General features: G+C 63.7%; 23 protein-coding genes. 14 read left to right on the top strand and 9 right to left on the bottom strand.

Translation table 11 applies throughout. From position 1 onward, the window contains the following. Positions 1-63: 63 nt before the first annotated feature. Both VGP39_RS22780 and VGP39_RS22775 read right to left on the bottom strand, forming a co-directional pair. Complete coding sequence (locus VGP39_RS22780; protein WP_327570354.1) at positions 64-1,950, bottom strand: autotransporter domain-containing protein; 1,887 nt, start codon at positions 1,948-1,950, stop codon at positions 64-66. A 268-nt stretch (positions 1,951-2,218) separates the two neighbouring features. Then, positions 2,219-3,814, bottom strand: coding sequence for an ABC transporter substrate-binding protein (locus VGP39_RS22775; protein WP_327570353.1), 1,596 nt, complete (start codon positions 3,812-3,814; stop codon positions 2,219-2,221). 251 nt (positions 3,815-4,065) lie between these two features. Here VGP39_RS22775 and VGP39_RS22770 point away from each other — a divergent pair, with 251 nt between their 5' ends. The 7 genes from VGP39_RS22770 to VGP39_RS22740 all read left to right on the top strand — a co-directional run bounded on the left by VGP39_RS22770 (position 4,066) and on the right by VGP39_RS22740 (position 11,595). Next, positions 4,066-5,688: an ABC transporter substrate-binding protein gene (locus VGP39_RS22770; RefSeq protein ID WP_327570352.1), complete on the top strand. Its 1,623-nt coding sequence runs from the start codon at positions 4,066-4,068 to the stop codon at positions 5,686-5,688. Positions 5,689-5,850: 162 nt separating this feature from the next. Then, on the top strand, positions 5,851-6,804 hold the full coding sequence (locus VGP39_RS22765) for an ABC transporter permease (RefSeq protein WP_327570351.1): 954 nt from the start codon (positions 5,851-5,853) through the stop codon (positions 6,802-6,804). Positions 6,805-7,049: 245 nt separating this feature from the next. After that, entirely contained in the window at positions 7,050-7,937 is an 888-nt protein-coding gene (locus VGP39_RS22760) for an ABC transporter permease (protein ID WP_327570350.1), read from the top strand. Positions 7,938-7,941: 4 nt separating this feature from the next. After that, entirely contained in the window at positions 7,942-9,009 is a 1,068-nt protein-coding gene (locus VGP39_RS22755; protein ID WP_327570349.1) for an oligopeptide/dipeptide ABC transporter ATP-binding protein, read from the top strand. Then, entirely contained in the window at positions 9,006-9,200 is a 195-nt protein-coding gene (locus VGP39_RS22750) for a hypothetical protein (RefSeq protein WP_327570348.1), read from the top strand. Before VGP39_RS22755 ends, VGP39_RS22750 begins: the two co-directional genes overlap by 4 nt. Then, positions 9,197-10,618 carry an amidase gene (locus VGP39_RS22745; RefSeq protein WP_327570347.1) on the top strand — a complete coding sequence of 474 codons (1,422 nt, stop codon included), beginning with the start codon at positions 9,197-9,199 and terminating at the stop codon, positions 10,616-10,618. The genes VGP39_RS22750 and VGP39_RS22745 overlap by 4 nt, the downstream gene beginning before the upstream one ends. Then, positions 10,615-11,595 carry an ABC transporter ATP-binding protein gene (locus VGP39_RS22740; RefSeq protein WP_327570346.1) on the top strand — a complete coding sequence of 327 codons (981 nt, stop codon included), beginning with the start codon at positions 10,615-10,617 and terminating at the stop codon, positions 11,593-11,595. Before VGP39_RS22745 ends, VGP39_RS22740 begins: the two co-directional genes overlap by 4 nt. 251 nt (positions 11,596-11,846) lie before the next feature. On the opposite strand, the gene VGP39_RS22735 is transcribed toward VGP39_RS22740, so the two are convergent. Further along, positions 11,847-12,095 (bottom strand): hypothetical protein, encoded by a 249-nt coding sequence (locus VGP39_RS22735; protein WP_327570345.1) that lies wholly within the window; start codon positions 12,093-12,095, stop codon positions 11,847-11,849. A gap of 90 nt (positions 12,096-12,185) precedes the next feature. Next, on the bottom strand, positions 12,186-12,602 hold the full coding sequence (locus VGP39_RS22730) for a DUF1236 domain-containing protein (RefSeq protein ID WP_327570344.1): 417 nt from the start codon (positions 12,600-12,602) through the stop codon (positions 12,186-12,188). Positions 12,603-12,824: 222 nt separating this feature from the next. Here VGP39_RS22730 and VGP39_RS22725 point away from each other — a divergent pair, with 222 nt between their 5' ends. Then, positions 12,825-14,570 (top strand): type I secretion system permease/ATPase, encoded by a 1,746-nt coding sequence (locus tag VGP39_RS22725; protein ID WP_327570343.1) that lies wholly within the window; start codon positions 12,825-12,827, stop codon positions 14,568-14,570. Further along, positions 14,567-15,889: an HlyD family type I secretion periplasmic adaptor subunit gene (locus VGP39_RS22720; protein WP_327570342.1), complete on the top strand. Its 1,323-nt coding sequence runs from the start codon at positions 14,567-14,569 to the stop codon at positions 15,887-15,889. Before VGP39_RS22725 ends, VGP39_RS22720 begins: the two co-directional genes overlap by 4 nt. A gap of 147 nt (positions 15,890-16,036) precedes the next feature. On the opposite strand, the gene VGP39_RS22715 is transcribed toward VGP39_RS22720, so the two are convergent. Beyond that, a complete protein-coding gene (locus tag VGP39_RS22715; protein WP_327570341.1) occupies positions 16,037-16,528 on the bottom strand; it encodes a CinA family protein in 492 nt (163 codons plus the stop codon). A 173-nt stretch (positions 16,529-16,701) separates the two neighbouring features. Here VGP39_RS22715 and VGP39_RS22710 point away from each other — a divergent pair, with 173 nt between their 5' ends. Genes VGP39_RS22710 through VGP39_RS22700 form a run of 3 tightly spaced genes read left to right on the top strand, consistent with a single transcriptional unit; the run spans position 16,702 to position 19,306 of the window. Further along, positions 16,702-17,787 carry an amidohydrolase family protein gene (locus VGP39_RS22710; RefSeq protein ID WP_327570340.1) on the top strand — a complete coding sequence of 362 codons (1,086 nt, stop codon included), beginning with the start codon at positions 16,702-16,704 and terminating at the stop codon, positions 17,785-17,787. Next, positions 17,784-18,893 carry an amidohydrolase family protein gene (locus VGP39_RS22705; RefSeq protein ID WP_327570339.1) on the top strand — a complete coding sequence of 370 codons (1,110 nt, stop codon included), beginning with the start codon at positions 17,784-17,786 and terminating at the stop codon, positions 18,891-18,893. The genes VGP39_RS22710 and VGP39_RS22705 overlap by 4 nt, the downstream gene beginning before the upstream one ends. Continuing rightward, positions 18,893-19,306, top strand: a complete 414-nt coding sequence (locus tag VGP39_RS22700) for a Rieske (2Fe-2S) protein (RefSeq protein ID WP_327570338.1) — start codon at positions 18,893-18,895, stop codon at positions 19,304-19,306. Before VGP39_RS22705 ends, VGP39_RS22700 begins: the two co-directional genes overlap by 1 nt. A 151-nt stretch (positions 19,307-19,457) precedes the next feature. On the opposite strand, the gene tcuB is transcribed toward VGP39_RS22700, so the two are convergent. From tcuB to VGP39_RS22685, 3 genes are all read right to left on the bottom strand, one after another. Continuing rightward, a complete protein-coding gene (tcuB, locus tag VGP39_RS22695) occupies positions 19,458-20,555 on the bottom strand; it encodes a tricarballylate utilization 4Fe-4S protein TcuB (RefSeq protein WP_327570337.1) in 1,098 nt (365 codons plus the stop codon). 227 nt (positions 20,556-20,782) lie between these two features. After that, the gene (tcuA, locus tag VGP39_RS22690) at positions 20,783-22,180 is read right to left on the bottom strand and encodes an FAD-dependent tricarballylate dehydrogenase TcuA (RefSeq protein ID WP_327570336.1); all 1,398 of its coding nucleotides are present in this window, start codon (positions 22,178-22,180) and stop codon (positions 20,783-20,785) included. A 73-nt stretch (positions 22,181-22,253) separates the two neighbouring features. Next, positions 22,254-23,150, bottom strand: coding sequence for a transcriptional regulator GcvA (locus VGP39_RS22685; RefSeq protein ID WP_327570335.1), 897 nt, complete (start codon positions 23,148-23,150; stop codon positions 22,254-22,256). 110 nt (positions 23,151-23,260) lie between these two features. On the opposite strand from VGP39_RS22685, the gene VGP39_RS22680 reads away from it, so the two are divergent. Together VGP39_RS22680 and VGP39_RS22675 are read left to right on the top strand one after the other, a co-directional pair. Continuing rightward, positions 23,261-23,464, top strand: coding sequence for a DUF1127 domain-containing protein (locus VGP39_RS22680; protein ID WP_327570334.1), 204 nt, complete (start codon positions 23,261-23,263; stop codon positions 23,462-23,464). Between the two features lie 76 nt (positions 23,465-23,540). Beyond that, entirely contained in the window at positions 23,541-24,152 is a 612-nt protein-coding gene (locus VGP39_RS22675; RefSeq protein ID WP_327570333.1) for a GNAT family N-acetyltransferase, read from the top strand. Between the two features lie 66 nt (positions 24,153-24,218). Here VGP39_RS22675 and VGP39_RS22670 read toward each other — a convergent pair whose 3' ends face one another. Next, the gene (locus VGP39_RS22670; protein ID WP_327570332.1) at positions 24,219-24,446 is read right to left on the bottom strand and encodes a hypothetical protein; all 228 of its coding nucleotides are present in this window, start codon (positions 24,444-24,446) and stop codon (positions 24,219-24,221) included. Between the last annotated feature and the right edge of the window lie 126 nt (positions 24,447-24,572).

Below are 24,572 nucleotides of genomic sequence, written 5' to 3'. Positions count from 1 at the left end.
TCACCCGGATGTCATCTTCGATGCCATCCGACCTCTCCCCTGCGGGGAGAGGTGAGGAGGCGATCAGAACGAAATCTTCAGGCCGCCATTGCCGTAGAAGTCGTTGCCGCCCTGCCGCGCAAAGGTCTGCGACACATTCGCCATCAGCGCGATGTTGTTCCAGACCGGCGCCACGACGCCGGCGGCCACGCGGCCGTAGACGTTGCGCGAATTCGTATTCGCGATCGCCCAGTTGTTGATGATCAGCGGGGCCGACGTCGCGCCGAACTGGATGATGCGCCCGTTTCCGATGATGTCGTCATCCGCGGTCAAATTCACGTAAGGGCTGATGAGCTTGCCGCTGACCCAGAACGGAAACCGGAATTGCGCGCCGACGCTGGCAATCAAGGTCTCGGCGGTCTGCTCGCCGACATTAAGCGTCAGCACCGGATCGCCGGCTTCGGTATAGCCGTTTACCTTGGCGCGGGCGTAGAGCAGGCTGCCGATCGGGCCGACCTGGAACTTGTCCGGCGTGCCGAACAAATAGCCGACCTTGCCGGCCGCCACGACGCTCATGCCGTCCGGATTCGAGGTGATCATGTCGACGACGCCCGGACGGACGTTGCGATAGTTCTGCCAGCCGACGGTGGCCAGGCCCTGCAGGAAGAAGTTGGCGTTGGTCCATGCGCCGTAGCCGCCGATCTGATAGGCGTTGGCTTCGGTGGTGCCCGCGTTGTTGAACAGCCGTGCCTTCGGATTGGAGTAATCGAACGCGCCGCCCACGAACGCGTTGTTGTTGAAGCGATACTCGGTTCCGATGGTGCCGCCGACGCTGTCGAGATCAAAGCCTCTCGAAGCCACGGTGGCCTGCCGGTCGCTGACCGCGCCGTTGGCCAGCATATAGAACGACCACGGATTGTAGGCGACCGGCCGCGGTGGCGGCGCCTTGGTATAGGGCACCTTGAGATCGGCCGCATAGGAATTCATGGTCGCCGCGAACCCGCTGGTCTCGCGGAAGGTATCGAGCCTGCCGAACAGCGTAGATGCAAAGCCCATCGCGGATGACAGGCCGACGTCGCCCTGCGGCCCGATGGTGAGCGGCGCATTGAGCCGGTTGACGATGTATTCGCCGACGATCGTGAAACCCAGCGATGTCAGATGTACGCCATCGAAATAGAACAGGAACTGGTTCTGCAGCGCCGTATTCCCGATGCAGGCCACCGGACATGCGCCGACATTGGCGACGCCGAAGCGTGCCGGATCCGCCTTGATCTGGGTCCCGATCAGCGAGATGTCGACCATTTCGACGCGTACGCCGGAACGGGCAATGTCGGCCAGCGCCGCCTGCATCTGAGCGTTATAGTTCTGGCTGAATGCCGTGCCGATTGTCGCGGCGGGCTTGCCGGTGGCTTCGGGCAACTGGCCGACGTCGCCGGTCGTGAAGACGATGTTGCGCGCGCCTGCGCCGACAAGCGCATTGATGCCGGCCAGCGCCTGGTTGGCGCTCACGGTGGCGGCCGCGTTCACTCCGGCCAGCGTACCGCCGGTCATATAGTAGGCGCGGGCATCATTGCCGCCGATGCTGATCTCGACCAGATCGGATGGCGCGATTGTCTTGCCCGCCGCGACAAACCCCTGCCATTCCTGCCTGAAGCCGGGAATGCCCGGGCCGACAACGTTGGTCGGGCCTGTGGTCGCGCCGCCGATGGCAAAATTGTTTTGCCCAATTCCGAGCAGCGATGCGGTGGTGTCGACAAAGTTGGTGCCGCCGCTGAACCGGCCGGTGGGATATTGCACCGGGTTCGGCTGGCCGAGGATCTTGAACAGGTTTCCAGTGTCCGCGTAACTGTCGCCGAACGCCTGGATGGTGCCGAAGGTCGTCTGCGCCTTGGCTTCGCCGATCGGCAAAAGCGCTGCGCTGATTGCCAAAACCGATGCACTAACGAGTGCGGTGTGTCGTGTTGAAGTCATCGCCCCATCCCCCGATGCGTTGTCGTTGGGGAAAGGCTTTCACGGCTCCGACTGCGACACAAGAGCACACACCACCTGGTTGTGAGTGCTTTGACCGTTTTTTAGGCGATGTGCTTTTACGACATCAGTTTGCGTTGCACTAATGGCCGCCGAACCGTAACATGCACAATGGGAGAGCACCCGAAGCGCTCATCGTGTCGATTTGTCGCGGCTTATCTCTCGCGCAAGTTGCGGCTTCCGGAAGCGGTCGAGCAGGCATCTCCCGCTCTCACTCCAGCCCGATCGTCGTCAGATCCTGGAACCAGTGCTGCGCCTGCACGAATTTCTTCACCTTGGGCGACAGCGCATGCGGGTTGGTGTCGTGGACCACCCACACCAGCACGGCGTCGTCGACGATCAGCGCATGCGCCTGCGCCAGCAATTCGTCCTGCCTGGCCGGATCGAAGGTCTGCTTGGCCTCGTCGATCAAGGCATCGACCTTCGGATTCTTGTAGCCGCCCCAGTTCACGCCGACCGGTGCGATCTGGCCTGAGTGGAAGAAGCGGACGATGGCGTAGAGCGGATCGGAGGTCACATAGGCGATGTTGTTGGCGGTGATGTGGGCGTTCATTTCGTCGGCCGCGCCCTTGCGCCAGTGCGTGTACAGCGTTTCCAGTTCGACCACCTTGAAGTCGATGTCGATGCCGATCTCCTTGAAACTTTGCTGCAGGAATTCGTTCATCGGCAGCGACAGCATCTGCCCGGTGCCGCCCTGCGCGATGATGAACGTCGCCTTCAGCGGCTTCTCCGGCGAAAAGCCAGCCTCCTTGACCAGCTTCTTCGCCTCCGCGAGATCGTATTTGACGTCAAAGGCCGGCTTGCCGAACCACGGATTCGATGGATCGACCTGACCCTTGGCGGGTTTGGCGAGGCCATTCATCAATCCGACCACGGCGTCGCGGTCGATTGCGAGATTGAGCGCCTTGCGCAAGCGCACGTCGGTCCAGGGCGAACCCGGCAGCACGCTTAAGTGATAATTCCAGACATGCGGCGTGATGTTGTCGACGATCCGCATCCCTGCGGATTTCAACTGCGGCACGGCATCGGGCGCCGGGGTTTCGATCAGGTCGACTTGTCCCGCCAGCAACGCATTGGTTCGCGTCAAGGCTTCCGGCATCGGGATCAGGATCAGCCTGTCGGTTTTAGGAAGCCGCTTCTTGTTCCAGTAGTCGTCGTTCTTCGTCAGTTCGGCGAGTTCGCGCGGCACTAGTTTTGTCAGCTTGAACGGTCCGGTGCCCGAGGGCTGGCTGGCGAACTTGTCCCAGTCCTTGCCGAGCTTTTCGTATTGCGCCGGGCTTGAGACCAGGAACCACAGCATCTGATAGGGGAAGAACGAGTCGACGGCCTTGGTGGTGATCTCAATGGTTGAATCGTCGATCCTGGCGTAGCTTGCGACCGAGGGCAGGCGGGTCTTGACCTGCGCGCTCTGGCGCTTGTCGAATTGCGGCGCCTTGTCGTTCAGCACCTTGTCGAGATTCCAGATCACGGCGTCGGCGTTGAAGTCGCTGCCGTCATGGAATTTCACGCCCTGGCGCAATGTGAACCGCCACTTCTTCTTATCGGTGTCATCGACCTTCCACTCGGTCGCGAGCCCCGGCACCAGTTTGCCCGGCCGGTCGGCCACGTCCATCTCCCACGCCACCAGCGGATCGTAGATCGTGTAGGCGGTGAACTGATAGGCGCCCGCGCCGCGGTCCGGCTGGCCCGTGGTCAGCGGAATGTCGGCCATCGAGATTCCGTATCGCACAACCTGTTCGGCTTGTGCCGGAGCGGCGGCGATGCCGGCCGCGAGAGCCATTACAATGATCGAGTTTCGGACGCGCATGCACCAAGCTCCATGAGGGGAAGTTTTTCGAGCTTTAGCAAGCAAGCTTGATGCCAGATCAGGCATGGTGGCCGTTGTTCGAGCCAACCCGCGACCAATTGTGCCGCCATCGATTAATTGAACGAATGGTTCTCGCCATTGGCATGGCCGTTGCATAAGATTGCATAAGAATTAGTCAGCAAAAGCCGAGAAGGAAAATGACAGCGATGCGTACCGAAAGACCCGTAAGAAGCCCCACAACGACAGCCTTTATGATGCTGACGATCGCATCGGCTTTGGCATTGCCGCAACTTGCGGCGGCCGAAACCGTGTTGCGCATCGGCATGACGGCGGCGGATATCCCGCGCACGCTGGGCCAGCCGGATCAGGGGTTCGAGGGCAACCGGTTCACCGGTCTCACAATGTATGACGCGTTGACGATGTGGGATCTCTCCTCGGCCACCAAGGCGAGCGTTGTGATACCCGGCCTTGCGACTGAATGGGCCGTCGATGACGCCGACAAGAAGAAGTGGACCTTCAAGCTTCGCCCCGGTGTCACCTTCCAGGACGGCTCGCCCTTCAATGCCGACGCCGTGGTCTGGAATGTCGAGAAGGTGCTCAAGCAAGACGCGCCGCATTTCGACCCGAGCCAGGTCGGCGTCACGGCGTCGCGCATGCCGACGCTGGCCTCGGGCCGCAAGATCGACGACATGACGGTGGAATTGACCACCAAGGAGCCCGACAGTTTCCTCCCCATCAATCTCACCAACCTGTTCATGGCGAGCCCGGCCAAATGGCAGAAGCTGTTTGAAGCCGCGGAAGGCGCCGACGCCAAGGCGAAGTCGCAGGCAGCCTGGGCGGCGTTCGCAAGGGATGCGTCCGGCACCGGGCCGTGGAAAATGTCGAAATTCACGCCGCGCGAACGGCTCGAACTGGTCAAGAATGAAAATTATTGGGACAAGGCGCGCGTTCCCAAGGTCGACAGGATGCTGCTGCTGCCGATGCCGGAGGCCAATGCCCGCACCGCGGCGCTGTTGTCCGGCCAGGTTGACTGGATCGAGGCGCCCGCGCCGGATGCCGTCAAGGAAATCACGCAGCGCGGCTTCGTCATTCAGAAAAACGAGCAGCCGCATGTCTGGCCGTGGCAGTTTTCACGCGTTGAAGGCTCGCCGTGGAACGACATTCGTGTCCGCAAGGCGGCTAATCTGTGCATCGACCGCGAAGGTCTCAAGGAGGGCCTGCTCGCAGGCCTGATGGTTGCGGCAAGCGGCACCTTCGAGCCGGGTCATCCCTGGCGCGGCAAGCCGACGTTCGAGATCAAGTATGACAAGGCCGCAGCGCAGAAGTTGATGCAGGAAGCCGGCTTCGGTCCCGGCAAGAAGCTCACGGTGAAGACCCAGACCTCGGCGTCGGGATCGGGCCAGATGTTGCCGTTGCCGATGAATGAATATCTGCAGCAAGCGCTGGCCGAATGTTATTTCGACGTGCAGCTAGACGTCATCGAGTGGAATACGCTGTTCACGAACTGGCGTCGCGGCGCCAAGGACCCGACCGCCAACGGCGCCAACGCGACCAACGTCACCTACGCGGCGATGGACCCGTTCTTCGCCATGGTGCGGTTCCTGCAATCGTCGATGGCCCCGCCGGTTTCGAACAATTGGGGTTTTATCAACAATCCCAAGTTCGACGAGTTGGTCACCAAGGCGCGTCAGACTTTCGATCCGGCGGCGCGGGATGCGGCGCTGGCTGAACTTCACGCGGCTTCCGTCGACGACGCGGCGTTCCTGTATGTTGCCCATGACGTCGGTCCGCGCGCGATGAGCGCGAAGGTCAAGGGCTTTGTGCAGCCGAAAAGCTGGTTCGTGGACTTCTCGCCGGTGACGATGACGCCGTAACCGTGTCCCGGACGCGGTGCGGCATTCTTCATGCCGCTCCGCAGAGCCGGGACCGTACCAAACACCGGCGCCCGTTACGGTCCCGGCTCTGCAGCGCACCGCTCCGCAAGTGCTCCGCGCTGCACTGCGTCCGGGACACGAGTGAACTAGCGAAGGAAAAACGTGCTCGTCTACATCGCCCGGCGTATCGTCTACGTCATCCCGATCGTTATCAGCGTGGCGCTGGTGTGCTTCCTGCTGGTCCACATCACGCCCGGCGATCCGCTGGTGGCGGTGCTGCCGGCGGATGCCTCGCAGGAGCTCGCCTCGCAATTACGGATCGCCTACGGCTTCGACCGTCCGCTGCCGGTGCAGTTCGGGCTCTGGCTATGGCGCGCGGTCGGCGGCGATCTCGGCAATTCCATTGCCACCGGGCGCCCGGTGCTGTCCGAGGTGATGCGCGCGGTCGGCAATACCGTGACGCTGGCCATCGCGGCGGCGATGATCGGCTTCACGCTCGGATTGTTTTTCGGGCTGATCGCCGGATATTTCCGCGACAGCTGGATCGACAAGGTCGCCACCTCGATTGCGATCGCCGGCGTGTCCGTGCCGCATTACTGGCTCGGCATGGTGCTGGTGATCATCTTCTCGGTGCAGCTCAACTGGCTGCCCGCGGTCGGCGCCGGGCCGGGCGGCTCGGCTCAGTGGGCCTGGGATTGGGAGCATATCCGCTATCTGATCCTGCCCGCGATCACCACCTCGGTGATTCCGATGGGCATCGTCACCCGCACGGTGCGGGCGCTGACCGGCGATATCCTCTCGCAGGATTTCGTCGAGGCCTTGCGCGCCAAAGGCTTGCGCGAAACCGGGGTGTTCCGCCACGTCATCAAGAACGCGGCGCCAACCGCCTTGGCGGTGATGGGCCTGCAGCTCGGCTACATGCTCGGCGGCTCCATCCTGATCGAGACCGTGTTCTCGTGGCCGGGCTCCGGCCTGTTGCTCAACTCCGCGATCTTTCAGCGCGATCTGCCGCTGTTGCAGGGCACCATCCTGGTGCTGGCGCTGTTCTTCGTATTTCTCAATCTCATGGTCGATATCGCGCAAGCCTCGATCGATCCGCGCATCAAGCGGAGCTAGGGGATGATGCTTTTGAGTCGAATCGGCGCCGACGTTCCTTCACCTCTCCCCGCAGGGGAGAGGTCGCCGCGCATCGTCAGATGCGCGGCGGGTGAGGGGCCTGTCCGCAAGTCCGGGCTGCGTGGAGAGACCCCTCACCCGAAGCCTGCGCTATGCTCCGGCTTCGACCTCTCCCCTGCGGGGAGAGGTGACAAGGAGCCGCTTCAACCTATTTCATCATGCTTCAGTTTGATGAGCGTCAGTTCATGAGCGCGATGACCGATACGGCCCTCCAGGCGGCGCCCGCCACCAAGGCGCGCGGCTATTGGGCGACGGTTGGCCGGCGCATCAGGCGCGACAAGGTCAGCATGGTCTGCGCTTTCATCCTGATCGCGATCTTTCTCTCGGCCTTGTGTGCGCCATGGCTCGGGCTCGCCGACCCCTACCAGGGTTCGATGATCCGCCGCCTCCGCCATATCGGCACGCCGAACTATCCGCTCGGCACCGACGAGCTCGGCCGCGACATGCTGGCGCGCCTGATCTATGGCGGACGGCTGTCGCTGCTGATCGGCATCCTGCCGGTGATCCTCGCATTCGTGATCGGAACGTCGCTCGGCCTCATCGCGGGTTATGTCGGCGGCAAGATCAACACCGCGATCATGCGCACCGTCGACGTGTTCTACGCATTTCCCTCGGTGCTGCTGGCGATTGCGATCTCCGGGGCGCTCGGCGCCGGCATCGTCAACTCCATCGTGTCGCTGACCATCGTGTTCGTGCCGCAGATCACCCGCGTCGCCGAAAGCGTCACCACCGGCGTGCGCAATATGGATTTCGTGGAAGCGGCGCGGGCGTCCGGCGCCGGCGCCTTCACCATCATGCGCGTCCACATGCTCGGCAATGTGCTGGGGCCGATCTTCGTCTACGCCACCGGCCTGATCTCGGTGTCGATGATCCTGGCCGCCGGTCTGTCGTTCCTCGGGCTCGGCACCAAGCCTCCGGAGCCGGAATGGGGCCTGATGCTCAACACGCTGCGCACCGCGATCTACGTCAATCCATGGGTGGCGGCACTGCCCGGCGTCATGATTTTCGCGGTCTCGATCTGCTTCAACCTGCTCAGCGACGGCTTGCGCAGCGCCATGGACATCCGGAACTGAGGCCATGAACGAGATCAGTCCCGCAATCGACATGCTTGAACCAATGGAGGACATCGGCGGCGCGGCACAGCCGCTGCTGCAGGTCGAGGGTCTGACAAAACATTTCCCGGTGCGCGGCGGCCTGTTCGGCAAGAGCAAGACCGTGCGCGCGGTCGATGACGTGTCGTTCTGGATCGCCAAGGGCGAGACGGTCGGCATCGTCGGCGAATCCGGCTGCGGCAAGTCGACCACCGCGCGGCTCTTGATGCACCTGATGAAGCGCGACGCCGGCGACATCATCTATGACGGCATGCAGGTCGGGCGCGCGCTGTCGCTGCGCGAATTGCGCCGCGGCATGCAGATGGTGTTTCAAGACAGCTACGCTTCGCTCAATCCGCGCTTGACGATCGAGGACTCGATCGCGTTCGGGCCCAAGGTGCATGGCATGGACGATACGGTCGCCCGCGTCCTGGCGCGCGAGTTGCTGGGCAAGGTGGGCTTGCGTCCGGAAACCTTCGCCAACCGCTATCCGCACGAGATTTCCGGCGGCCAGCGCCAGCGCGTCAACATCGCCCGCGCGCTGGCGCTGTCGCCGCGCCTGGTGATTCTCGATGAAGCGGTGTCGGCGCTGGACAAATCGGTCGAGGCGCAGGTGCTCAATCTTTTGGTCGATCTCAAGCGCGAGTTCGGCCTGACCTATCTGTTCATCAGCCACGACCTCAACGTGGTGCGCTACATTTCCGACCGCGTGCTGGTGATGTATCTCGGCGAGGTGGTCGAACTCGGCCCGGTGGACCGGGTCTGGGACGCGCCGGCGCATCCCTACACCCGGGCGCTGCTCGCGGCGATGCCCTCGTCCGATCCCGACAACCGCACCGAGACGCCGCCGATATCAGGCGATCCGCCCAATCCGATCGACCCGCCATCGGGATGCCGGTTTCACACCCGCTGCCCATTCGCGGAGCCGCTATGCGCCGATGCCACGCCAAAACTGACGGATCTCGATACAATGGGCCATCAGGCGGCGTGCTATATGGCGATTCCCGGATCAGGTCACAGCCTCGCACCATCAAAAGGAGCGGTCCTCACATGACGAGACCCACAGCAAAAGAGATCAAGGCAATGGCGGATGTCGCCGGCGTGCCGGTGACTGACGACATCGCGGCGCGGATCGCCAATTCCATCGGTCCGGCGTTCGAAGGCCTCGCACCGATCTCTGGGACGCTGCAGTTCGATCTGGAGCCGGCGACATTCCTTGTCGTCCAGAACGAGGCCGCCAGATGAGCGCGACCGAACCCGCAACTCTTTCGCTGAGGCAAGTCGCGCAGGCGATAGCGCAGAGGCGGGTGTCCTCGCGCGAGGTGACGCAATCCTGCCTCGACCGCATCGCGCAATGGCAGCCGCGCCTCAATGCATTCATGGCGATCGAGGCCGAAGGAGCGCTGGCCGCAGCCGATGCCGCCGACGCGGCGCTCGCCAAAGGCCGCAGTCTCGGCGCGCTGCACGGCGTGCCGCTGGCGCACAAGGACATGTATTACGACGCCGGCAAGGTCGTCACCTGCGGCTCCAAGATCCGCCGCGACTGGGTCGCGACCACGACCGCCACGTCGTTGCAGCGGCTGAAGGATGCCGGCACGGTTCGCCTCGGCTCGCTGCAGATGGTCGAGTTTGCTTACGGGCCGACCGGCCATAATCCGCATTACGGTCCGGTGCATAACCCCTGGAATGTTCGTCACATCACCGGCGGGTCGTCGTCGGGATCGGGCTCGGCGGTCGCCGCGCGGCTGACGTTTGCGGCGCTGGGTTCCGACACCGGCGGTTCGATCCGGATGCCCGCGCACTTCTGCGGCGTCACCGGCCTCAAGACGACGGTCGGGCGGATCAGCCGCGCCGGCGCGATGCCGCTGTCGCAGTCGCTTGACACCGTCGGACCGCTGGCGCGCACCGTCGAGGATTGCGCGCTGCTCACCGGCCTGATGGCGGGCGCGGACCCCAACGATCCCACGGCCATCGGCGGCGAGGTGCCGGACTACATGGCGGCGACGGGCGGATCTCTGAAAGGCCTCACGGTCGGCGTGCCCACTGCGTTCTATGTCGATGATCTCGACACCGACACCGCGCGCATCCTTGATGAGACGGTGGCGACGCTGAAGCGCGAGGGCGCGAAGGTCGTGCCCGTCGAATTGCCGGAGCAGCGCCAGCTCACGGCGGCGTGCCAGTTCGTGCTCGCGGTGGAAGCCGCGGCCTTCCACAAGAGGTGGATGATCGAGCGGCCGCAGGATTACGGCGCGCAGGTGCTGATGCGGCTGCAGAACGGCCTGGCGATGCCGGCGGTGTCGTATCTCGAGGCGATGCGCTGGCGCGGTCCGGCGCTGGCGGCGCATCTTGCGGCAACCGCCGGCGCCGACATCGTGCTGGCGCCGGTGGCGCCGGCAGCGGCTCCGACCATCGCCGAGAGCGATGTCGGCAATAGTCCCGACGCGGAAGCGATGATCCAGCGGCTCACGCGTTTCACCCGGCCGGTCAATTATCTCGGCCTGCCGTCGCTGGCGATTCCGGCGGGATTCACCGCCGCAGGCTTGCCGGTTGGAATGCAGCTGATCGGCCGTCCGTTTGACGAAGCGACATTGCTCCGTGCCGGCGCCGCGTTCCAGCGCGCGACCGATTTTCATGCCCGATGCCCGGAGATGGAAATGGCATGAGCAACCTCGTCGAGATCCGCGACCTCAACATCCGCTTCACCGGCGAGCGCACCGTCTATGCGGTCAACGATCTCAGTCTCACGCTCGGCGAGGGGGAAGTGCTGGGCCTGCTTGGCGAATCCGGCTCGGGCAAGAGCGTGACGCTGCGCGCGCTGATGCGGCTGCTGCCGAAAAAGCGCACGCAGATTTCAGGCAGCGTGCAGGTGCTGGGCAAGAATGTGCTGGCGCTCGACGACGAAAAACTGTCGGCGTTTCGCGGCCAGACCGTGTCGATGATTTTTCAGGAGCCGGCGCTGGCGCTGGATCCGGTCTACACCATCGGCCAGCAGATCGCCGAAAGCGTGATGCGCCACGAGGGCAAGAGCCAGGCCGAGGCAATGGCGCGCGCGCTTGAAATGCTGGAAGTGGTGCGCATCCCGTCTGCAAAACGCCGGCTCGACGCCTATCCGCACGAAATGTCCGGCGGCATGCGCCAGCGCGCCATGATCGCGCTGGCGCTGGCCTGCAAGCCGAAAATCCTGCTCGCCGATGAGCCGACCACGGCGCTCGACGCCACCGTGCAGATCCAGATCCTGCTGCTGCTGCGCGAATTGCAGCGCGAGTTCGGCATGTCGGTGATTTTCGTCACCCACGACATCGGCGTTGCGATCGAGATCTGCGACCGCGTCGCGGTGATGTATGCCGGCCAGATCGTCGAGACCGGCACGCTCAGCCAGATCGTGCGCTCGCCGATCCACCCCTACGCGCGCGGCCTCTTGGCCTCCACGGTGCACGGCGCCAAACGCGGCCAGCGGCTCGGAACCATCCCGGGGACACCGCCGTCGCTCGACAAGGCGCCGGTCAGCTGCTCGTTCGCGCCGCGCTGCGGTTTTGCGCAACCGCGCTGCGTCGAACAATTGCCGCCCAATGTGCGGGTAGAGGGAAATCGGATCGCAAGGTGCATTCTGGCGGAGCGAGAAGCGGCGTTAGCGACCTAATCTCGTGCCCCGGACGCAGCGCAGCGCGTAGCTCTTCGCCAAGCGGTGCGCTGCAGAGCCGGGGCCGTCACGAGCACACTTTTCTCGTCATGCGCGGGCTTGACCCGCGCATCCATCCCTTTTCAGAACAGTCTTGCGAAGAAGATGGATGGCCGGGTCTAGCCCGGTCATGACTCTTCGGAATTGGGTACGGTCCCGGCTCTGCGGAGCGGCATGAAGAATGCCGCACCGCGTCCGGGACACGAGATGGATCAGCCGCCAAGGCCCGGATCGGCCCAGCGTTCGATCTGGGCGGAGCCGACGATCTGCTTGGGCTGATGCGGATTGAGCGTGCCGGCGGTGGCGGACCAGCCTTTCGCCAGAATCTGCATGGCGAACAGTTTGGCATCGACTTCCGACTTGAACGTCCTCGTGGAGCGCACCATGCCGGTGGCGCTGTCGTCCGTCTTCACTGCTTTGTCGGGCCCGAAGGCCACATACCAGGTATCAGGCTGCGTCATGGGGCCATAACGCGGATCACCGCTGAAAGTTTCGCCCATGCAAAAGGCCGTCCCGAAGGACGGCCTTTGCCGCGATCAGCAACGCCAGGATCACTCGACGATTTCGACAATCCGATGGGTGCGCGGCTCGACCAGGACCGTGCGGCCGTTCACGACCGTATAGCGGTAATCCTGAACGCCGTATTCCGGCGGCACCTCGTAATAGGTCACGCCCTGTTCCGGCAGCACCGCGCCGACCCGGACGTCCTCGCGATACTGATAGGAGGGGCGCCGCTGCTCGACGACGTAGCTGCGAAAGCGCGGGCGCTGGTCGACGCCCAGCACCCCGGCAACGCCGCCGACCACGCCGCCAATGGTGCCGCCGACGATGGCGCCCACCGGGCCGGCCGCGCGCTCGCCCTCCCGGGCGCCGCGTTCGATTCCGCCGGGGACGCCCTGCGCCTGAGCGAGGGCAGGAAGTGCGACGGCGGCAACAATGGCAGCAATTCCGACAAATCGGCGGATCATGATAGCTCCTGAATGTGATTGATGAGATGACAAGCCGCGGTGGAGAAATAGGTTCCCTGCGTGTCCGGGGCCCGCAATCCCTGGTTCCGTCCCGGAAACCCGGCCATTCTTTAAGGGCGCGCTCATGCCGATAAGGTTCAGGTTAACGCAACTTAAATGGACGATGGCTACAAACATCGGTAAAGAAGTGTCTCCCGCCTCTAATTGAAGAGATCAGGCTTAATGGCAGCCGTTCCCGGTGTCCGGCGTTCCGAACTCGGTGAAGCGTTGCGTGCCTGCCGCAGCGCTTTCATCGGCGTCGGCATCATGAGCTGCATGATCAATCTGCTGTATCTGACCGGCTCGATCTTCATGCTGGAGATCTACGACCGCGTGCTTCCGAGCCGGAGCGTGCCGACGCTGGTCGCGCTGGTCATTCTCGCGGGCGGATTGTACATCGTCCAGGGCGTTCTCGACCTGATCCGGGGGCGCGTTCTGGCCCGCATCGGCACGTCGCTCGATGAGGCTCTCAGCGGCCGGGTGTTTGAAACCGTGGTGCGGCTGCCGCTGATAGCCGGTGGCCGCAATGAGGGCCTTCAGCCCTTGCGCGATCTCGACAATATCAGGTCTTTCCTCTCCAGCATGGGTCCGGGCGCGTTCTTCGACCTGCCGTGGTTGCCGTTTTATCTGGCGATCTGCTTTGCCTTCCACGTCCTGATCGGCGTGACGGCGCTGGTCGGCGCGATCATCCTGGTCATCCTGACCATCCTCACCGAATTCATGACGCGCAGGCCGGCGCGCGAGGCCATGACTCTGGCCGCGCGCCGCAACGACCTTGCTGCCGCCAGCCGGCGCAACGCCGAAGTTCTGGTCGCGATGGGAATGTCGGGGCGCCTGACCAAGCGCTGGAGCGCGGTCAATGAGGAATACCTGACGGGAAATCAGCGCACCAGCGATGTCGCGGGCGGGCTAGGCGCCACAGCCAAGGTCATGCGCATGACCTTGCAGTCGGCGGTGCTCGCAGTCGGCGCGTATCTGGTGATCCACCAGGAGGCCACCGCGGGCGTCATTATTGCAGGCTCGATTCTGGCCGCGCGGGCGCTGGCCCCGGTCGATCTGGCGATTGCGCATTGGAAGGGTTTTGTGGCCGCGCGCCAGAGTTGGCACCGCCTGAATGGCTTGCTTGGATCGCTGCCGGCACCGGGCACTCCGACCCGGTTGCAGAACCCCTCCAAGCGCCTGTCGGTGGAAAATATCAGCATCGTCCCGCCCGGCACCCAGAAGGTCATCGTCCAGGACGTGACCTTCGCGCTCGACGCCGGCACCGGACTCGGCGTAATCGGACCGAGCGGATCGGGCAAGTCGTCGCTGGTGCGCGCCCTCGTCGGGGTGTGGCTGCCGGTGCGTGGAAAGGTCCGGCTCGATGCCGCCGCGCTCGATCAGTGGTCATCCGACGTGCTCGGCCGCCATGTCGGATATCTGCCGCAGGACGTCGAACTGTTTGCCGGGACGGTGGCGCAGAATATCTGCCGCTTCGATCCCGAGGCCATTTCCGAAAACATCATCGCCGCCGCCAAGGAGGCGGGCGTTCACGAGATGATCGTGAAGATGAGCGATGGTTACGACACCCAGGTCGGCGAACACGGCGTTTCGCTTTCGGCCGGACAGGCGCAGCGCGTTGCATTGGCGCGCGCGCTGTACGGCGAGCCGTTTCTCATCGTTCTCGACGAGCCCAACTCCAATCTCGACACCGAGGGCGACGAGGCGTTGACGCGGGCCGTCCGCTCGGCGCGCGAGCGCGGCGCCATCGTGGTGGTGGTCGCGCATCGCCCGATCGGCATCGAGGCGGTCGACATGCTGCTGGTTCTGAAGGACGGGCGCATGCAGGCCTTCGGTCCCAAGGAACAGGTGTTGGGGCAGGTCCTGCAGCGGGTAGCCCCGCCTTCTCCGATCAAGATCGTGTCCGAGGGAGGCGTTGCGAAATCATGAGCGACGTCAAGAAAGACGTTACGAAAAAAGGCGCGCGGCGTTCGATCAGGCTGCATCTGATCGTCGGGCTGGCGGTGGTTATCGTCCTTGCCGGCGGATTCGGCGGCTGGGCGTCGACGGCCTTGATCTCGGGCGCGCTGATTGCGCCGGGAGCCGTTGTCGTCGATACCAACGTCAAAAAGGTTCAGCATCCGACCGGCGGCGTCGTCGGCGAGGTGCGCGTGCGCGACGGCGACGTGGTCAAGGCCGGTGACGTGGTGGTGCGGCTCGATGACACCGTCACCAAGGCCAGCCTTGCCATCGTCAACAAGACGCTCAACGGGCTGTGGGCGCGCGCCGCGCGGCTGGAGGCCGAACAGCGCGGAGAGGAAAAGATCAGTTTCCCGCCGCAGCTGCTGGACCGCACCGATGACCCCGACGTCAAAAACGTGATGGCGAGCGAAAGCAAATTATTTGAAGTACGCGTCAACGGCCGCAGCGGACAGAAGTCGCAGTTGCGTGAGCGGGTTGCGCAGCTGAACGAGGAAATCGGCGGCCTCGCGGCGCAGGAAAAGGCCAAGACCCAGGAAATCGCGCTGGTCGAGAAGGAACTGGTCGGCGTGCGCTCGCTCTACGAGCAGCACCTGGTGCAGATTTCGCGCCTCACCGTGCTCGAGCGTGACGCGGCCCGGCTCAACGGCGAGCGCGCGCAATACATCGCCTCGCGCGCCCAGGCCAGGGGCAAGATCACCGAGATCGAATTGCAGATCATCCAGGTCGACAAGGATATGGTCAGCGAGGTCTCCAAGGATCTTCGCGAAACCAACGACAAGATCGGCGAATTCGTCGAACGCAAGGTGACCGCGGAAGACCAGTTGCGGCGCGTCGACATCCGCGCGCCGCAGGACGGCATCGTGCTGCAGTCGACGGTTCACACCATCGGCGGCGTGATCACGGCCGGTGACGCCATGATGATGATCGTTCCGCAGGCCGATGACCTGTCGGTCGAGGCCAAGGTCAACCCGCAGGATATCGACAAGCTGCAGATCGGCCAGAAGACCCTGCTGCGGCTATCGGCCTTCAACCAGCGCACCACGCCCGAGCTGAACGGCCTTGTCACCCGGGTCTCGCCCGACGTGACCACCGACCAGCGCACCGGGCAGAGCTATTACACCATCCGCGTCTCGATGCCGCCGTCGGAAGTCGCCCGGCTTGGTGACGTCAAGCTGATCCCGGGCATGCCGGTGGAAGCGTTCGTGCAGACCGGGGACCGCACCATGATGTCCTATCTGCTGAAGCCGCTGCACGACCAGCTGATGCGCTCGTTCCGCGAGCGGTGACGCTGTCTTCACCTCGCCCCGCAGGGGAGAGGTCGAAGCCGGAGCGCAGCGCAGGCTTCGGGTGAGGGGCCTCTCCACGCGCTCGGATTCGCGGATAGACCCCTCACCCGGACCTCTCCCCTCCGGGGAGAGGTGCAGGTCAAGCGATCACGTCTGGCGCGACAGATTCTGCAGCAGGAAATTCAGCGCGGTGCTCGCGAACACCTGCATGTTGGCGAGCCGGTCGGCGCTGCCGGTCTCCAGCGTCATCGCCAGCTGCCCCGACGATCCCGCGATCGCCATGCAGCTATGGCCGGCGGCATCGCCATAGCGATTGCCGGTCGGTCCGGTCGCTCCGGTTTCCGACAGGCCCCAATCGCAGGAAAAGCGGCTTCGAATTTGGCTCGCCAGCAGTTTCGCATAGGGCTCCGAGGCCGAGCGGATTCCTTTCATGGCGCCGTCGGGGATGTCCATCAGGATGCGCCGCGCGTCCCGCGTATAGACCACCGCGGAGCCGAGAAAATACGCGGAAGCGCCGGGCACCGCGAGCAGCGCCGCCGAGATCAGGCCGCCGGTCGAGGATTCGGCGACCGCAATGGTCTGGCGCCGCGCGATCAGTCTGGCGGCGATTTGCTCGGCGATCGGAACGAGGTCTTGCATCGGGCTACTCCGTCATGGCCGGGCTTGACCCGGCCATCCATCTTCCTCGAAAGACTCTTGCGAAGATAGATGGATACGCGGGTCAAGCCCGCGTATGACGGCGTATTGCTTTGCACGCCATATGCTATTCTCAGGCAAATGCGACAAATCCGGCGTTGGAGGAAATCAGCTTCATGACCGAGCCTGTCCCCGGCGGCGTGGATTGCGATCTGCATCCGGCCGTTCCTCACCTCACCAGCCTGCTGCCGTATCTCAGCGACTACTGGCGCGACCAGGTGACGACACGGGGCATGACCGATTTGGTATCGCAATCCTATCCGCAGAACTCCCCGATCACATCGCGACCGGATTGGCGACCGTCGCAGGGCAAGCCCGGCTCCAGCTTGGCTGACATGCAGACGCAGGCGCTCGATAAATTCGGAACGGCGGTTGGCATCTGCAATCCGCTGTACGGCGTGCAGATGGTGTTCAGCGAGGACATGGCAGACGCGTTCTGCCGCGCGCTCAACGACTGGCTGGTCAAGGAATGGCTCGACAAGGATTTGCGGCTGCGCGGCTCGATCGTGATTCCGGTGCAGAGCGTGGAGAAGTCGGTGGCGGAGATCGAACGCTGCGCCAGGGACAAGCGCTTCGTCCAGGTGCTGATGCTGGTGATGGGCGACGTGCCCTTGGGCAAGCGCGCCTATTGGCCGATCTATGCCGCGGCGGAGCGGCTCGGCCTGCCGATCGGAGTGCACGCCGGCAGCAACTACCACAATCCGCCGACCTCGGTCGGCTGGGGCTCCTATCACATCGAGGACTACATCGCGCAGGCGCAGGCGTTCCAGACCCAGTTGACCAGCCTGATCGTCGAGGGCGTGTTCGCGCGGCATCCGAATCTGAAAATGGTGATGCTGGAATCCGGGTTCACCTGGCTGCCGTCCTATCTGTGGCGATTGCACAAGTTCTGGCGCGGGGTGCGGATGGAAACGCCGTGGGTGGACCGCGCGCCGATGGAGATTGTGCGCAGCAATATCCGGTTCTCGCTGCAGCCGGTCGACGCGCCGCCGGATCCCACGACATTAAATCGCCTGTTTGACCATATGCAGTCGGACGAATTGCTCCTATTCTCGACCGACTATCCGCATTGGCAGTTCGACGGCGATGCCGTTCTGCCGGAAGGAATGTCGCCGGAGCTTGTCCGCAAGATCATGATCGACAACCCGCATGCGACCTACACGCGCCTGAAGAGTGCGGCGAGGCAGGAGATGACGCCATGAACATGCAGTTCCGCCCCGGCGCCGAGCAGGCTGCATCCGCATCCGTGAAAACCGCGATCGCCGATTGCGACATCCACCCGGCCCGCGCCACCGCGACCGAACTCTACCCCTATCTCGCAAAACGCTGGCATGCCCATCTCGAAACCTACGGCAAGCATGCCTATCAGGGCATGATGGAAGGCCCGCCGTACCCCAAGGCGCAGCCCAACGCCTCGCGCCGCGATGCCTATCCGCCCGAGGGCGGGCCGCAGGGCTCGTCGCTGTCCTTCATGCAGCAGCAGCATCTCGATCCCAACAACGTCGCGCTGGGTGTGCTGAATCCCCTGAATACGGGACAGGGCCTGCGCAACCAGGATTTGAGCGCGGCGCTTGCGAGCGCGATCAACGACTGGCAGATCGACAAATGGACCAGCAAGGACTCGCGCCTCAAGGGCTCCGTCGTGGTCGCCAACGAGGACGGTCCGGCGGCGGCCGCGGAAATCCGCAAGCGCGCCGGCGACAGGAATTTCGTGCAGGTGCTGCTGCTCAGCCGCAATGTCGAGCCGCTCGGGCAGCGCCGTTACTGGCCGATCTATGAGGCCGCGGAAGAGGCGGGGCTGCCGGTCGGCGTGCATGCCTTCGGCTTCGGCGGCAATCCGATCACCGCATCGGGCTGGCCGAGTTTTTACATCGAGGAGATGGTCGGCCATTCGCAGTGCCAGCAGACCGCGCTCGCCAGCATCGTGCTGGAGGGCGTGTTCGAGCGGCACCCGAGCCTGAAGATGATCATGATCGAGGCCGGCTTCGGCTGGGCGCCGTCGCTGTCGTGGCGGCTGGACAAGGTCTGGCAGAAACTGCGCAGCGAGGTGCCGCACGTAAAACATCCGCCGTCGGAAACCATCCGGGACCACATCTTCTGGACCACGCAGCCGATGGAAGACCCGGAACGACGCGATCACCTGTTCGACGTGATCGACTGGATCGGCTGGGACAAGCTGCTGTTCGCCACCGACTATCCGCATTGGGATTACGACGATCCGTCGCGCGTGCTGCCCGCCGGTGTCAGCGACGTCAACCGCGAGGCGTTTTATCTCGGTAATGCGCGGAAGCTTTACGGCGTCACCTGATGGCGCGTCATGTCATCGCCCCGGTGGATGAACTGCCCCCGGGCGCGCGCAAATTTCTCACCATCGGCGAGCGCCCGATTGCGGTGTTCAACATCAAGGGCGAGTTCTTCGGCTTGCTGAACCGCTGTCCGCACCAGGGCGCGGCGCTGTGCGAGGGGCCGCTGATCGGCCTCGCACAATCTTCCGACCCCGGCGAGATTCAGTATACGCGGCTCGGTGAGATCATCCGCTGTCCGTGGCACGGCTGGGAATTCGATATCCGCACCGGCCAGTCCTACTGCGACCCGAAACGGTTCAGGGCAAAAGCCTATCCGGCCCATGTCGAATCCGGCGCCAGCGTGGTGAAAGGCCCCTACATCGCCGAGACGCTGGCGGTATCGGTGGAGAACGATTACGTGGTGGTGGATTTGTAGCGTTGTCCCGCGAAGCGCTGCCACATCCTCATCGTCGTCCCCGCGAAGGCGGGGACCCATAACCCCCTGGCGGTTACGATTCGGCGAGATGTTCCAACATCCACATCATTGACGACACGGCGTATGGGTCCCCGCCTTCGCGGGGACGACGTTAGGGGTGTTGCCGCTCCTGCGCGTACCTGACAAGCGCGACATAGCGATAGATGCCGTGCACGAATTTGCCGGAGGGCATGGTGATGAACAGCGCGAATACCACGCCGAGGTGCAGCGCCAGCAGCGGGCCCATCGCGGCGGTGTCGCGCAGCAGCAGCAGCGCCATGCCGGTGAGACTGGTCATGAACAGCATCGCGATGAACGCGACATCCATGCCGGTGCGTTGCCGGTCGACCAGATCAGGATCGCGCTTCCATCTCTCCGCAAGCAGGCCGGCCGGCCCGATCAAGAGGCCGATGCCGCCGAGCGTGCCGAGCGCCACCGGCAGATCCCACCATGGATACGGCGCCTCGCGTGCCAGCAGATAGTGATACAGCGTGGCAACACAGGTCGATGCGAAGCAGAGGGCAAAACCGTAAAACGTAAAATGGTGATAAATCTTGCGTCGGTCGTTCGGCCGCTCGTCCTCGTTGACGCAGCCGACACCGCCGCCATCGAGATAGCGCAATCGCGTGGCGTCCTTCATCGCCTGCCACAGCGGGCGCGGCTCGGCGAGCATGCCGATGGGCTCGCCGATGTCGCGCCAGAACGCGCGCACGCCCATCGCGAGCGCAACGATCGCATAGAGAAACACCCCGCCGAACAGCGCCGCCATCGCATTGTGCGGCATCAGTCTGTAAAACGACCCGGGCCCGGTATGGACACCGAACAGCACCTGCCGGTCATTGAAAGCGGCGAAACCGAAGATGAACAGCGCGACGCTTAAGCTCGCGATGATGCTGATGGCAAGTCCATTGCGCGCGAAGGCGCCGGAGAAGGCCGCGGGCCAGGCATAGGCGGCATAGGATTCGGCGCGCGCGATCGCCAGCACCTTCGGGACATTGACGTTGAATTGGTGCGGCGGCGAGAACTGGCAATCGGTATAGCAGGCGCCGCAGCCGTGGCAGAGATTGGCGAGGTAGTTGAGGTCGCCGTCGGAAAACGCGCGGCGCATTTCCATCGCCGGAAATACCGCGCACAGCCCCTCGCAATAGCGGCACGAATTGCAGACCGTCATCAAACGGTCGGCCTCTTCAAGAATTCTGGTACCGTGCATGCGGTTATCTGTTTCCAGTCCGTGATCGAGGACTCCGCGTTGCCGCGGGGAACGGCGCCTTCACCTCTCCCCGAAGGGGAGAGGTCGGAGGGCATCGCAGATGCCATCCGGGTGTGGGGCAGCGGCATAACGATAGGCTGTAACCCCTCACCCGGATCGCATCTTTCGATGCGATCCGACCTCTCCCTGCGGGAGAGGTGAGTGCGCGGCGGTGCATCGATAGAACTTTAGTTCCGTGCATGTTGCGCTGCTTCCCGCCCGGCCACGCGGCCGAACACGCTGCCGATGGTCATGCCGATCCCCGCCGCATAGCCTTTGCCCAGCACGTTGCCGGCCATGATCTCGCCGGCGGCGAACATGTTGGCGGACTGCTTGCCGTCCTTCATCAGCATCCGCGCCTGCCGGTTCACGCGGGTGCCGAGATAGGTGAAGGTAATGCCGGGCCGCACCGGATAGGCGTAATACGGCGGCGTCTCGATTTTTCGCGCCCAATGGGTCTTGGGCGGGATCAGTCCCTCGGTGCGGCAATCGTCAAGGATGGTGTGGTCGAAGCTGCCGGGCCGTACCGCGGCGTTGAAATCGCCAACCGTTTGCTCCAGCGCGGCCGGATCAAGCTCGAATTTTCCGGCGAGCTCCGCGATGCTGCCGGCCCTGATCGGCGGAAACAGCGTCGGCATGAAACTGTTGAGGACGGTCGAATCGAAGATGATGTAGGCGATCTGGCCGGGCTGCGCCGCCACCAGCCGGCCCCAGATCGCGTAGCGTTTCGGCCAGATGTCCTCGCCCTCGTCGTAAAAGCGCTGCGCGTGCTTGTTGACGACGATGCCGAACACCACCGAATCGTGCCGGGTGATGATGCCGCCATCGAACTTTGGCGCGCGGGCGTCGATCGCCACCGCATGGCATTGCGTGGGATCGCCGACGTCCTGCACGCCCTTGGCCAGCAGCATCTTCAGGATCGAACCGCGATTATACGGCGTGCCGCGGATCAAAAAGTTGTCGGCGGCGTCGCCCCAATATTGCTTCAGCCACTCGATGTTGGCCTCGAAGCCGCCGGCGGCGGCCACCAACGTTGCCGCGCGCACGCTGGCGCGGCCGTCGTCCTGCTTCAGCGATGCCGACAAGAACATGCCGTCGTCGATTTCGAGATCGAGCACTTCGGCGTCGTAGAGAATATCGACGCCGAGGCGTTCGGCGGTCAGATAAAGCGCGTTCAACATCGCCCGGCCGCCGCCGAGGAAAAAGGAGTTGGTGCGGCCGAGGCTCAGCGTGCCGCCCAGCGACGGCTGCCAGCGTACGCCCTGCTCGACCACCCAGTTCAGGATATCCCTGGATTCCGCGATCATGAAACGCGCGAGTTCCTCGTCGGTTTGCCCTTCGGTAACGCGCTGCAGGTCTTCCCAGAATTCCTGTTCGGGATAGGGGCCGGTGAGAATCTCGGTCGCCGCGTCATGGGCGCAGCGCATGTTGCGGGTATGGCGGGTGTTGCCGCCGCGATAGAATTTTGGCGCGCCCTCCAGCACCAGTACCGACGCGCCGGACCTGCTCGCGCTGATCGCGGCGCACAGCGCGGCATTGCCGCCGCCGATCACCAGCACGTCGAATTTTCGGGAGAGATCGACCATGCGTCTTGTTAGCTGGTTTGCATGAAAAGCAAAACGCCTGCCCATGGAGGTGCGCCATGCGCCCGGTAGTTTTCTATGCCTTGCCCTGCACCGAGGCGATCAGCCATTGCCGGAACGCTGCGAGCTTTGGCGAATCGGCCCTGCCTGCGGGCGAGACCAGGTAAAATCCCGCGTCCGCCGGCAGCGTGATCTTGAACGGCACCACGAGGCGTCCCTTGGCGATGTCGTCCTGGACGTAGGAGGTGCGGCCGATGGCGACGCCGATGCCGTCGATCGCGGCCTGCACCACCATCAGGATGAGGTCGAAGGTCACGCCGTGGGGCTTCGAGATGTTGGTCGGCAGGCCCGCGGCGGTGAGCCAGAGCCGCCAGTCGTCGTCATTGTTGGTCGAGTGCAGCAGCACGTGATTGGCGAGGTCTTCGGGGCAGCGCAGCGGCTTGTCGCCGCTCAGCAGCGCCGGACTGCAGACCGGAAACAACTGATCCGCCATCAGCCAGTCGGCGCGCAGGCCCGGCCACTGGCCGCGGCCATAGCGGATCGCGGCATCGACGTCGCCGCTCTTGAAGTCGACAAGGCGGGTCGAGGTGGTGATGCGGACGTCGATGCCGGGATGCGCCTCCTGGAACGCGGACAGCCGCGGCAGCAGCCATTTTGCCGCCAGCGACGCCAGCGTCGAGACCGTGAGCACATGGTCGTTATCCCGGCGCAGCAGCCGGTCAGTGGCGAGCCTGAGATCGTTGAACGCGGCGCGGATGCCGGGCAGGTATTCCCTCGCCTCCGGCGTCAGCGCCAGCGCGCGGTTCTGCCGGACGAACAGGCGAATCCCGAGCTCCTCCTCCAGCCGACGGATCTGATGGCTGATCGCGGTCTGGGTGACGTTAAGTTCGGACGCGGCATTGGTGAAGCTCAAATGCCGGGCGGCGGCCTCGAAGGCGCGCAATCCATTGAGCGAGGGTAATCTGGCCGCCATTTGCTCTCAATATATGAGTTTATGTCATGTGACGAGGGACAAAGTGTCGTTTGTCGAAGTGCACTTCAAGGCAGATATTGACTGGCAGAGATTAACTTTAGGAGGCGACCATGTCCACCTGCACCCATCCATCGATGACTAATCATCATGGTTCCGGCCTCTGGGCCCAGATCAGCGAAACCTTGCATGTTTGGCGGGATCGCCAGCAGCAGCGCCGCGAACTGACCCAATGGACCGAGCGCGACCTGCACGATGTCGGCCTGTCCTGGAGCGACGTCGTTTACGAAGCCGAAAAACCGTTCTGGCGGGCGTGAATGCCGCCAAGGCCGGCGTTGCCTCTGAAGAGGGACGCCGGCCGAAATCTTCGAAAAGCTCTTACAGGAGCGTGCGATGATTGCGATCCGACTGAACGATCTGAAGCAATATTCCGACGTCCTGCTGTCGCGTAGCGGTAAGCCGTTGACGGTTCGCTTTGTCGAGCCGCGCGATGCGGCAGCGTTGCAGGACTATTTCCGTTCGCTCTCGGTGCGCTCCCGCTACAACCGTTTCTTTGGCGCCATGAGCGAGCTGCCGGCGGCGCAGCTCGATCACTTTACCCATCCCGGCGAGGACGACCGCTTCAGCGTGGTCGCGATGATGCAGGTCGACGGCATCGACACCATCGTCGGCGAGGCGCGCTACGCATTCAACACGGATACCGCAAGTTTTGAGCTGGGACTCTCGGTCGACGACCGGTATCAGGGCCAGGGCATCGGCCCGGCGCTATTGTCGAACCTGGAATGCCGCGCCGCCGCGTTCGGCGCCGGGCATATTTTCGGCGATACGCTGCGGTCCAATGACGCCATGATCAGCGTTGCCCGAAAGGCGGGATATTCGTTCGTGCCGACGCCCGGCGACTGGAAGCTGGTGCGCTTCGAAAAGCACATCAATGTTGCGCCCAAGGATATTCCTTGCGCCAGTTGGCGGCTGGCGGAAGAGGCGGCGCAGCAGGTGGCAGCTTAAGTCAGCGCCGTCATTCCGGGATGCGACTCTTGGCGCAGGCCCGGAATCCATAACCCCAAATCGTGGTTATGGATTCCGGGCTCGCTCGCTTTGCTCGCGCCCCGGAATGACGAGGCGCTTAATGATCTTGTCGTAAGACGCTTTTGACAGCAGACCGCTCTTGCGCATGTCGTTTGCCATTTCGATTAGTTCCTCGGTCAACCTTCTGTTTGCTGTAGTTTTTGTTTTTGTTGCCATGGCTTTTTCTCGTGCGTGCTTTACGCTTCGCAAGGTCGCCACAAACACCATCGTCATCCTGAGGTGCTCGCCGCCTCTTCGCGGCGAGCCTCGAAGGATGGAAGCAAGCGCTGGCGTCTGCGGCCATCCTTCGAGACGCCGCGCAAGGGCGCGGCTCCTCAGGATGACGGGAATATGTGGGAC

It is taken from the genome of Bradyrhizobium sp., from assembly GCF_036009065.1.
In the GTDB taxonomy this organism is placed as follows: Bacteria; Pseudomonadota; Alphaproteobacteria; order Rhizobiales; family Xanthobacteraceae; genus Bradyrhizobium.
Note: the sequence above shows the minus strand (reverse complement) of the source record. Positions and strands in the feature narration are given on the sequence as shown.

What these genes read in the sequence shown, in the direction of transcription:
- VGP39_RS22780 (WP_327570354.1), bottom strand. Translation starts at nt 1,950, where the DNA reads ATGACTTCAACACGACACACCGCACTCGTTAGTGCATCGGTTTTGGCA.
- VGP39_RS22775 (WP_327570353.1), bottom strand. Translation starts at nt 3,814, where the DNA reads ATGCGCGTCCGAAACTCGATCATTGTAATGGCTCTCGCGGCCGGCATC.
- VGP39_RS22770 (WP_327570352.1), top strand. Translation starts at nt 4,066, where the DNA reads ATGATGCTGACGATCGCATCGGCTTTGGCATTGCCGCAACTTGCGGCG.
- VGP39_RS22760 (WP_327570350.1), top strand. Translation starts at nt 7,050, where the DNA reads ATGAGCGCGATGACCGATACGGCCCTCCAGGCGGCGCCCGCCACCAAG.
- VGP39_RS22755 (WP_327570349.1), top strand. Translation starts at nt 7,942, where the DNA reads ATGAACGAGATCAGTCCCGCAATCGACATGCTTGAACCAATGGAGGAC.
- VGP39_RS22750 (WP_327570348.1), top strand. Translation starts at nt 9,006, where the DNA reads ATGACGAGACCCACAGCAAAAGAGATCAAGGCAATGGCGGATGTCGCC.
- VGP39_RS22745 (WP_327570347.1), top strand. Translation starts at nt 9,197, where the DNA reads ATGAGCGCGACCGAACCCGCAACTCTTTCGCTGAGGCAAGTCGCGCAG.
- VGP39_RS22740 (WP_327570346.1), top strand. Translation starts at nt 10,615, where the DNA reads ATGAGCAACCTCGTCGAGATCCGCGACCTCAACATCCGCTTCACCGGC.
- VGP39_RS22735 (WP_327570345.1), bottom strand. Translation starts at nt 12,095, where the DNA reads ATGACGCAGCCTGATACCTGGTATGTGGCCTTCGGGCCCGACAAAGCA.
- VGP39_RS22730 (WP_327570344.1), bottom strand. Translation starts at nt 12,602, where the DNA reads ATGATCCGCCGATTTGTCGGAATTGCTGCCATTGTTGCCGCCGTCGCA.
- VGP39_RS22725 (WP_327570343.1), top strand. Translation starts at nt 12,825, where the DNA reads ATGGCAGCCGTTCCCGGTGTCCGGCGTTCCGAACTCGGTGAAGCGTTG.
- VGP39_RS22720 (WP_327570342.1), top strand. Translation starts at nt 14,567, where the DNA reads ATGAGCGACGTCAAGAAAGACGTTACGAAAAAAGGCGCGCGGCGTTCG.
- VGP39_RS22715 (WP_327570341.1), bottom strand. Translation starts at nt 16,528, where the DNA reads ATGCAAGACCTCGTTCCGATCGCCGAGCAAATCGCCGCCAGACTGATC.
- VGP39_RS22710 (WP_327570340.1), top strand. Translation starts at nt 16,702, where the DNA reads ATGACCGAGCCTGTCCCCGGCGGCGTGGATTGCGATCTGCATCCGGCC.
- VGP39_RS22705 (WP_327570339.1), top strand. Translation starts at nt 17,784, where the DNA reads ATGAACATGCAGTTCCGCCCCGGCGCCGAGCAGGCTGCATCCGCATCC.
- VGP39_RS22700 (WP_327570338.1), top strand. Translation starts at nt 18,893, where the DNA reads ATGGCGCGTCATGTCATCGCCCCGGTGGATGAACTGCCCCCGGGCGCG.
- tcuB (WP_327570337.1), bottom strand. Translation starts at nt 20,555, where the DNA reads ATGCACGGTACCAGAATTCTTGAAGAGGCCGACCGTTTGATGACGGTC.
- tcuA (WP_327570336.1), bottom strand. Translation starts at nt 22,180, where the DNA reads ATGGTCGATCTCTCCCGAAAATTCGACGTGCTGGTGATCGGCGGCGGC.
- VGP39_RS22685 (WP_327570335.1), bottom strand. Translation starts at nt 23,150, where the DNA reads ATGGCGGCCAGATTACCCTCGCTCAATGGATTGCGCGCCTTCGAGGCC.
- VGP39_RS22680 (WP_327570334.1), top strand. Translation starts at nt 23,261, where the DNA reads ATGTCCACCTGCACCCATCCATCGATGACTAATCATCATGGTTCCGGC.
- VGP39_RS22675 (WP_327570333.1), top strand. Translation starts at nt 23,541, where the DNA reads ATGATTGCGATCCGACTGAACGATCTGAAGCAATATTCCGACGTCCTG.
- VGP39_RS22670 (WP_327570332.1), bottom strand. Translation starts at nt 24,446, where the DNA reads ATGACGATGGTGTTTGTGGCGACCTTGCGAAGCGTAAAGCACGCACGA.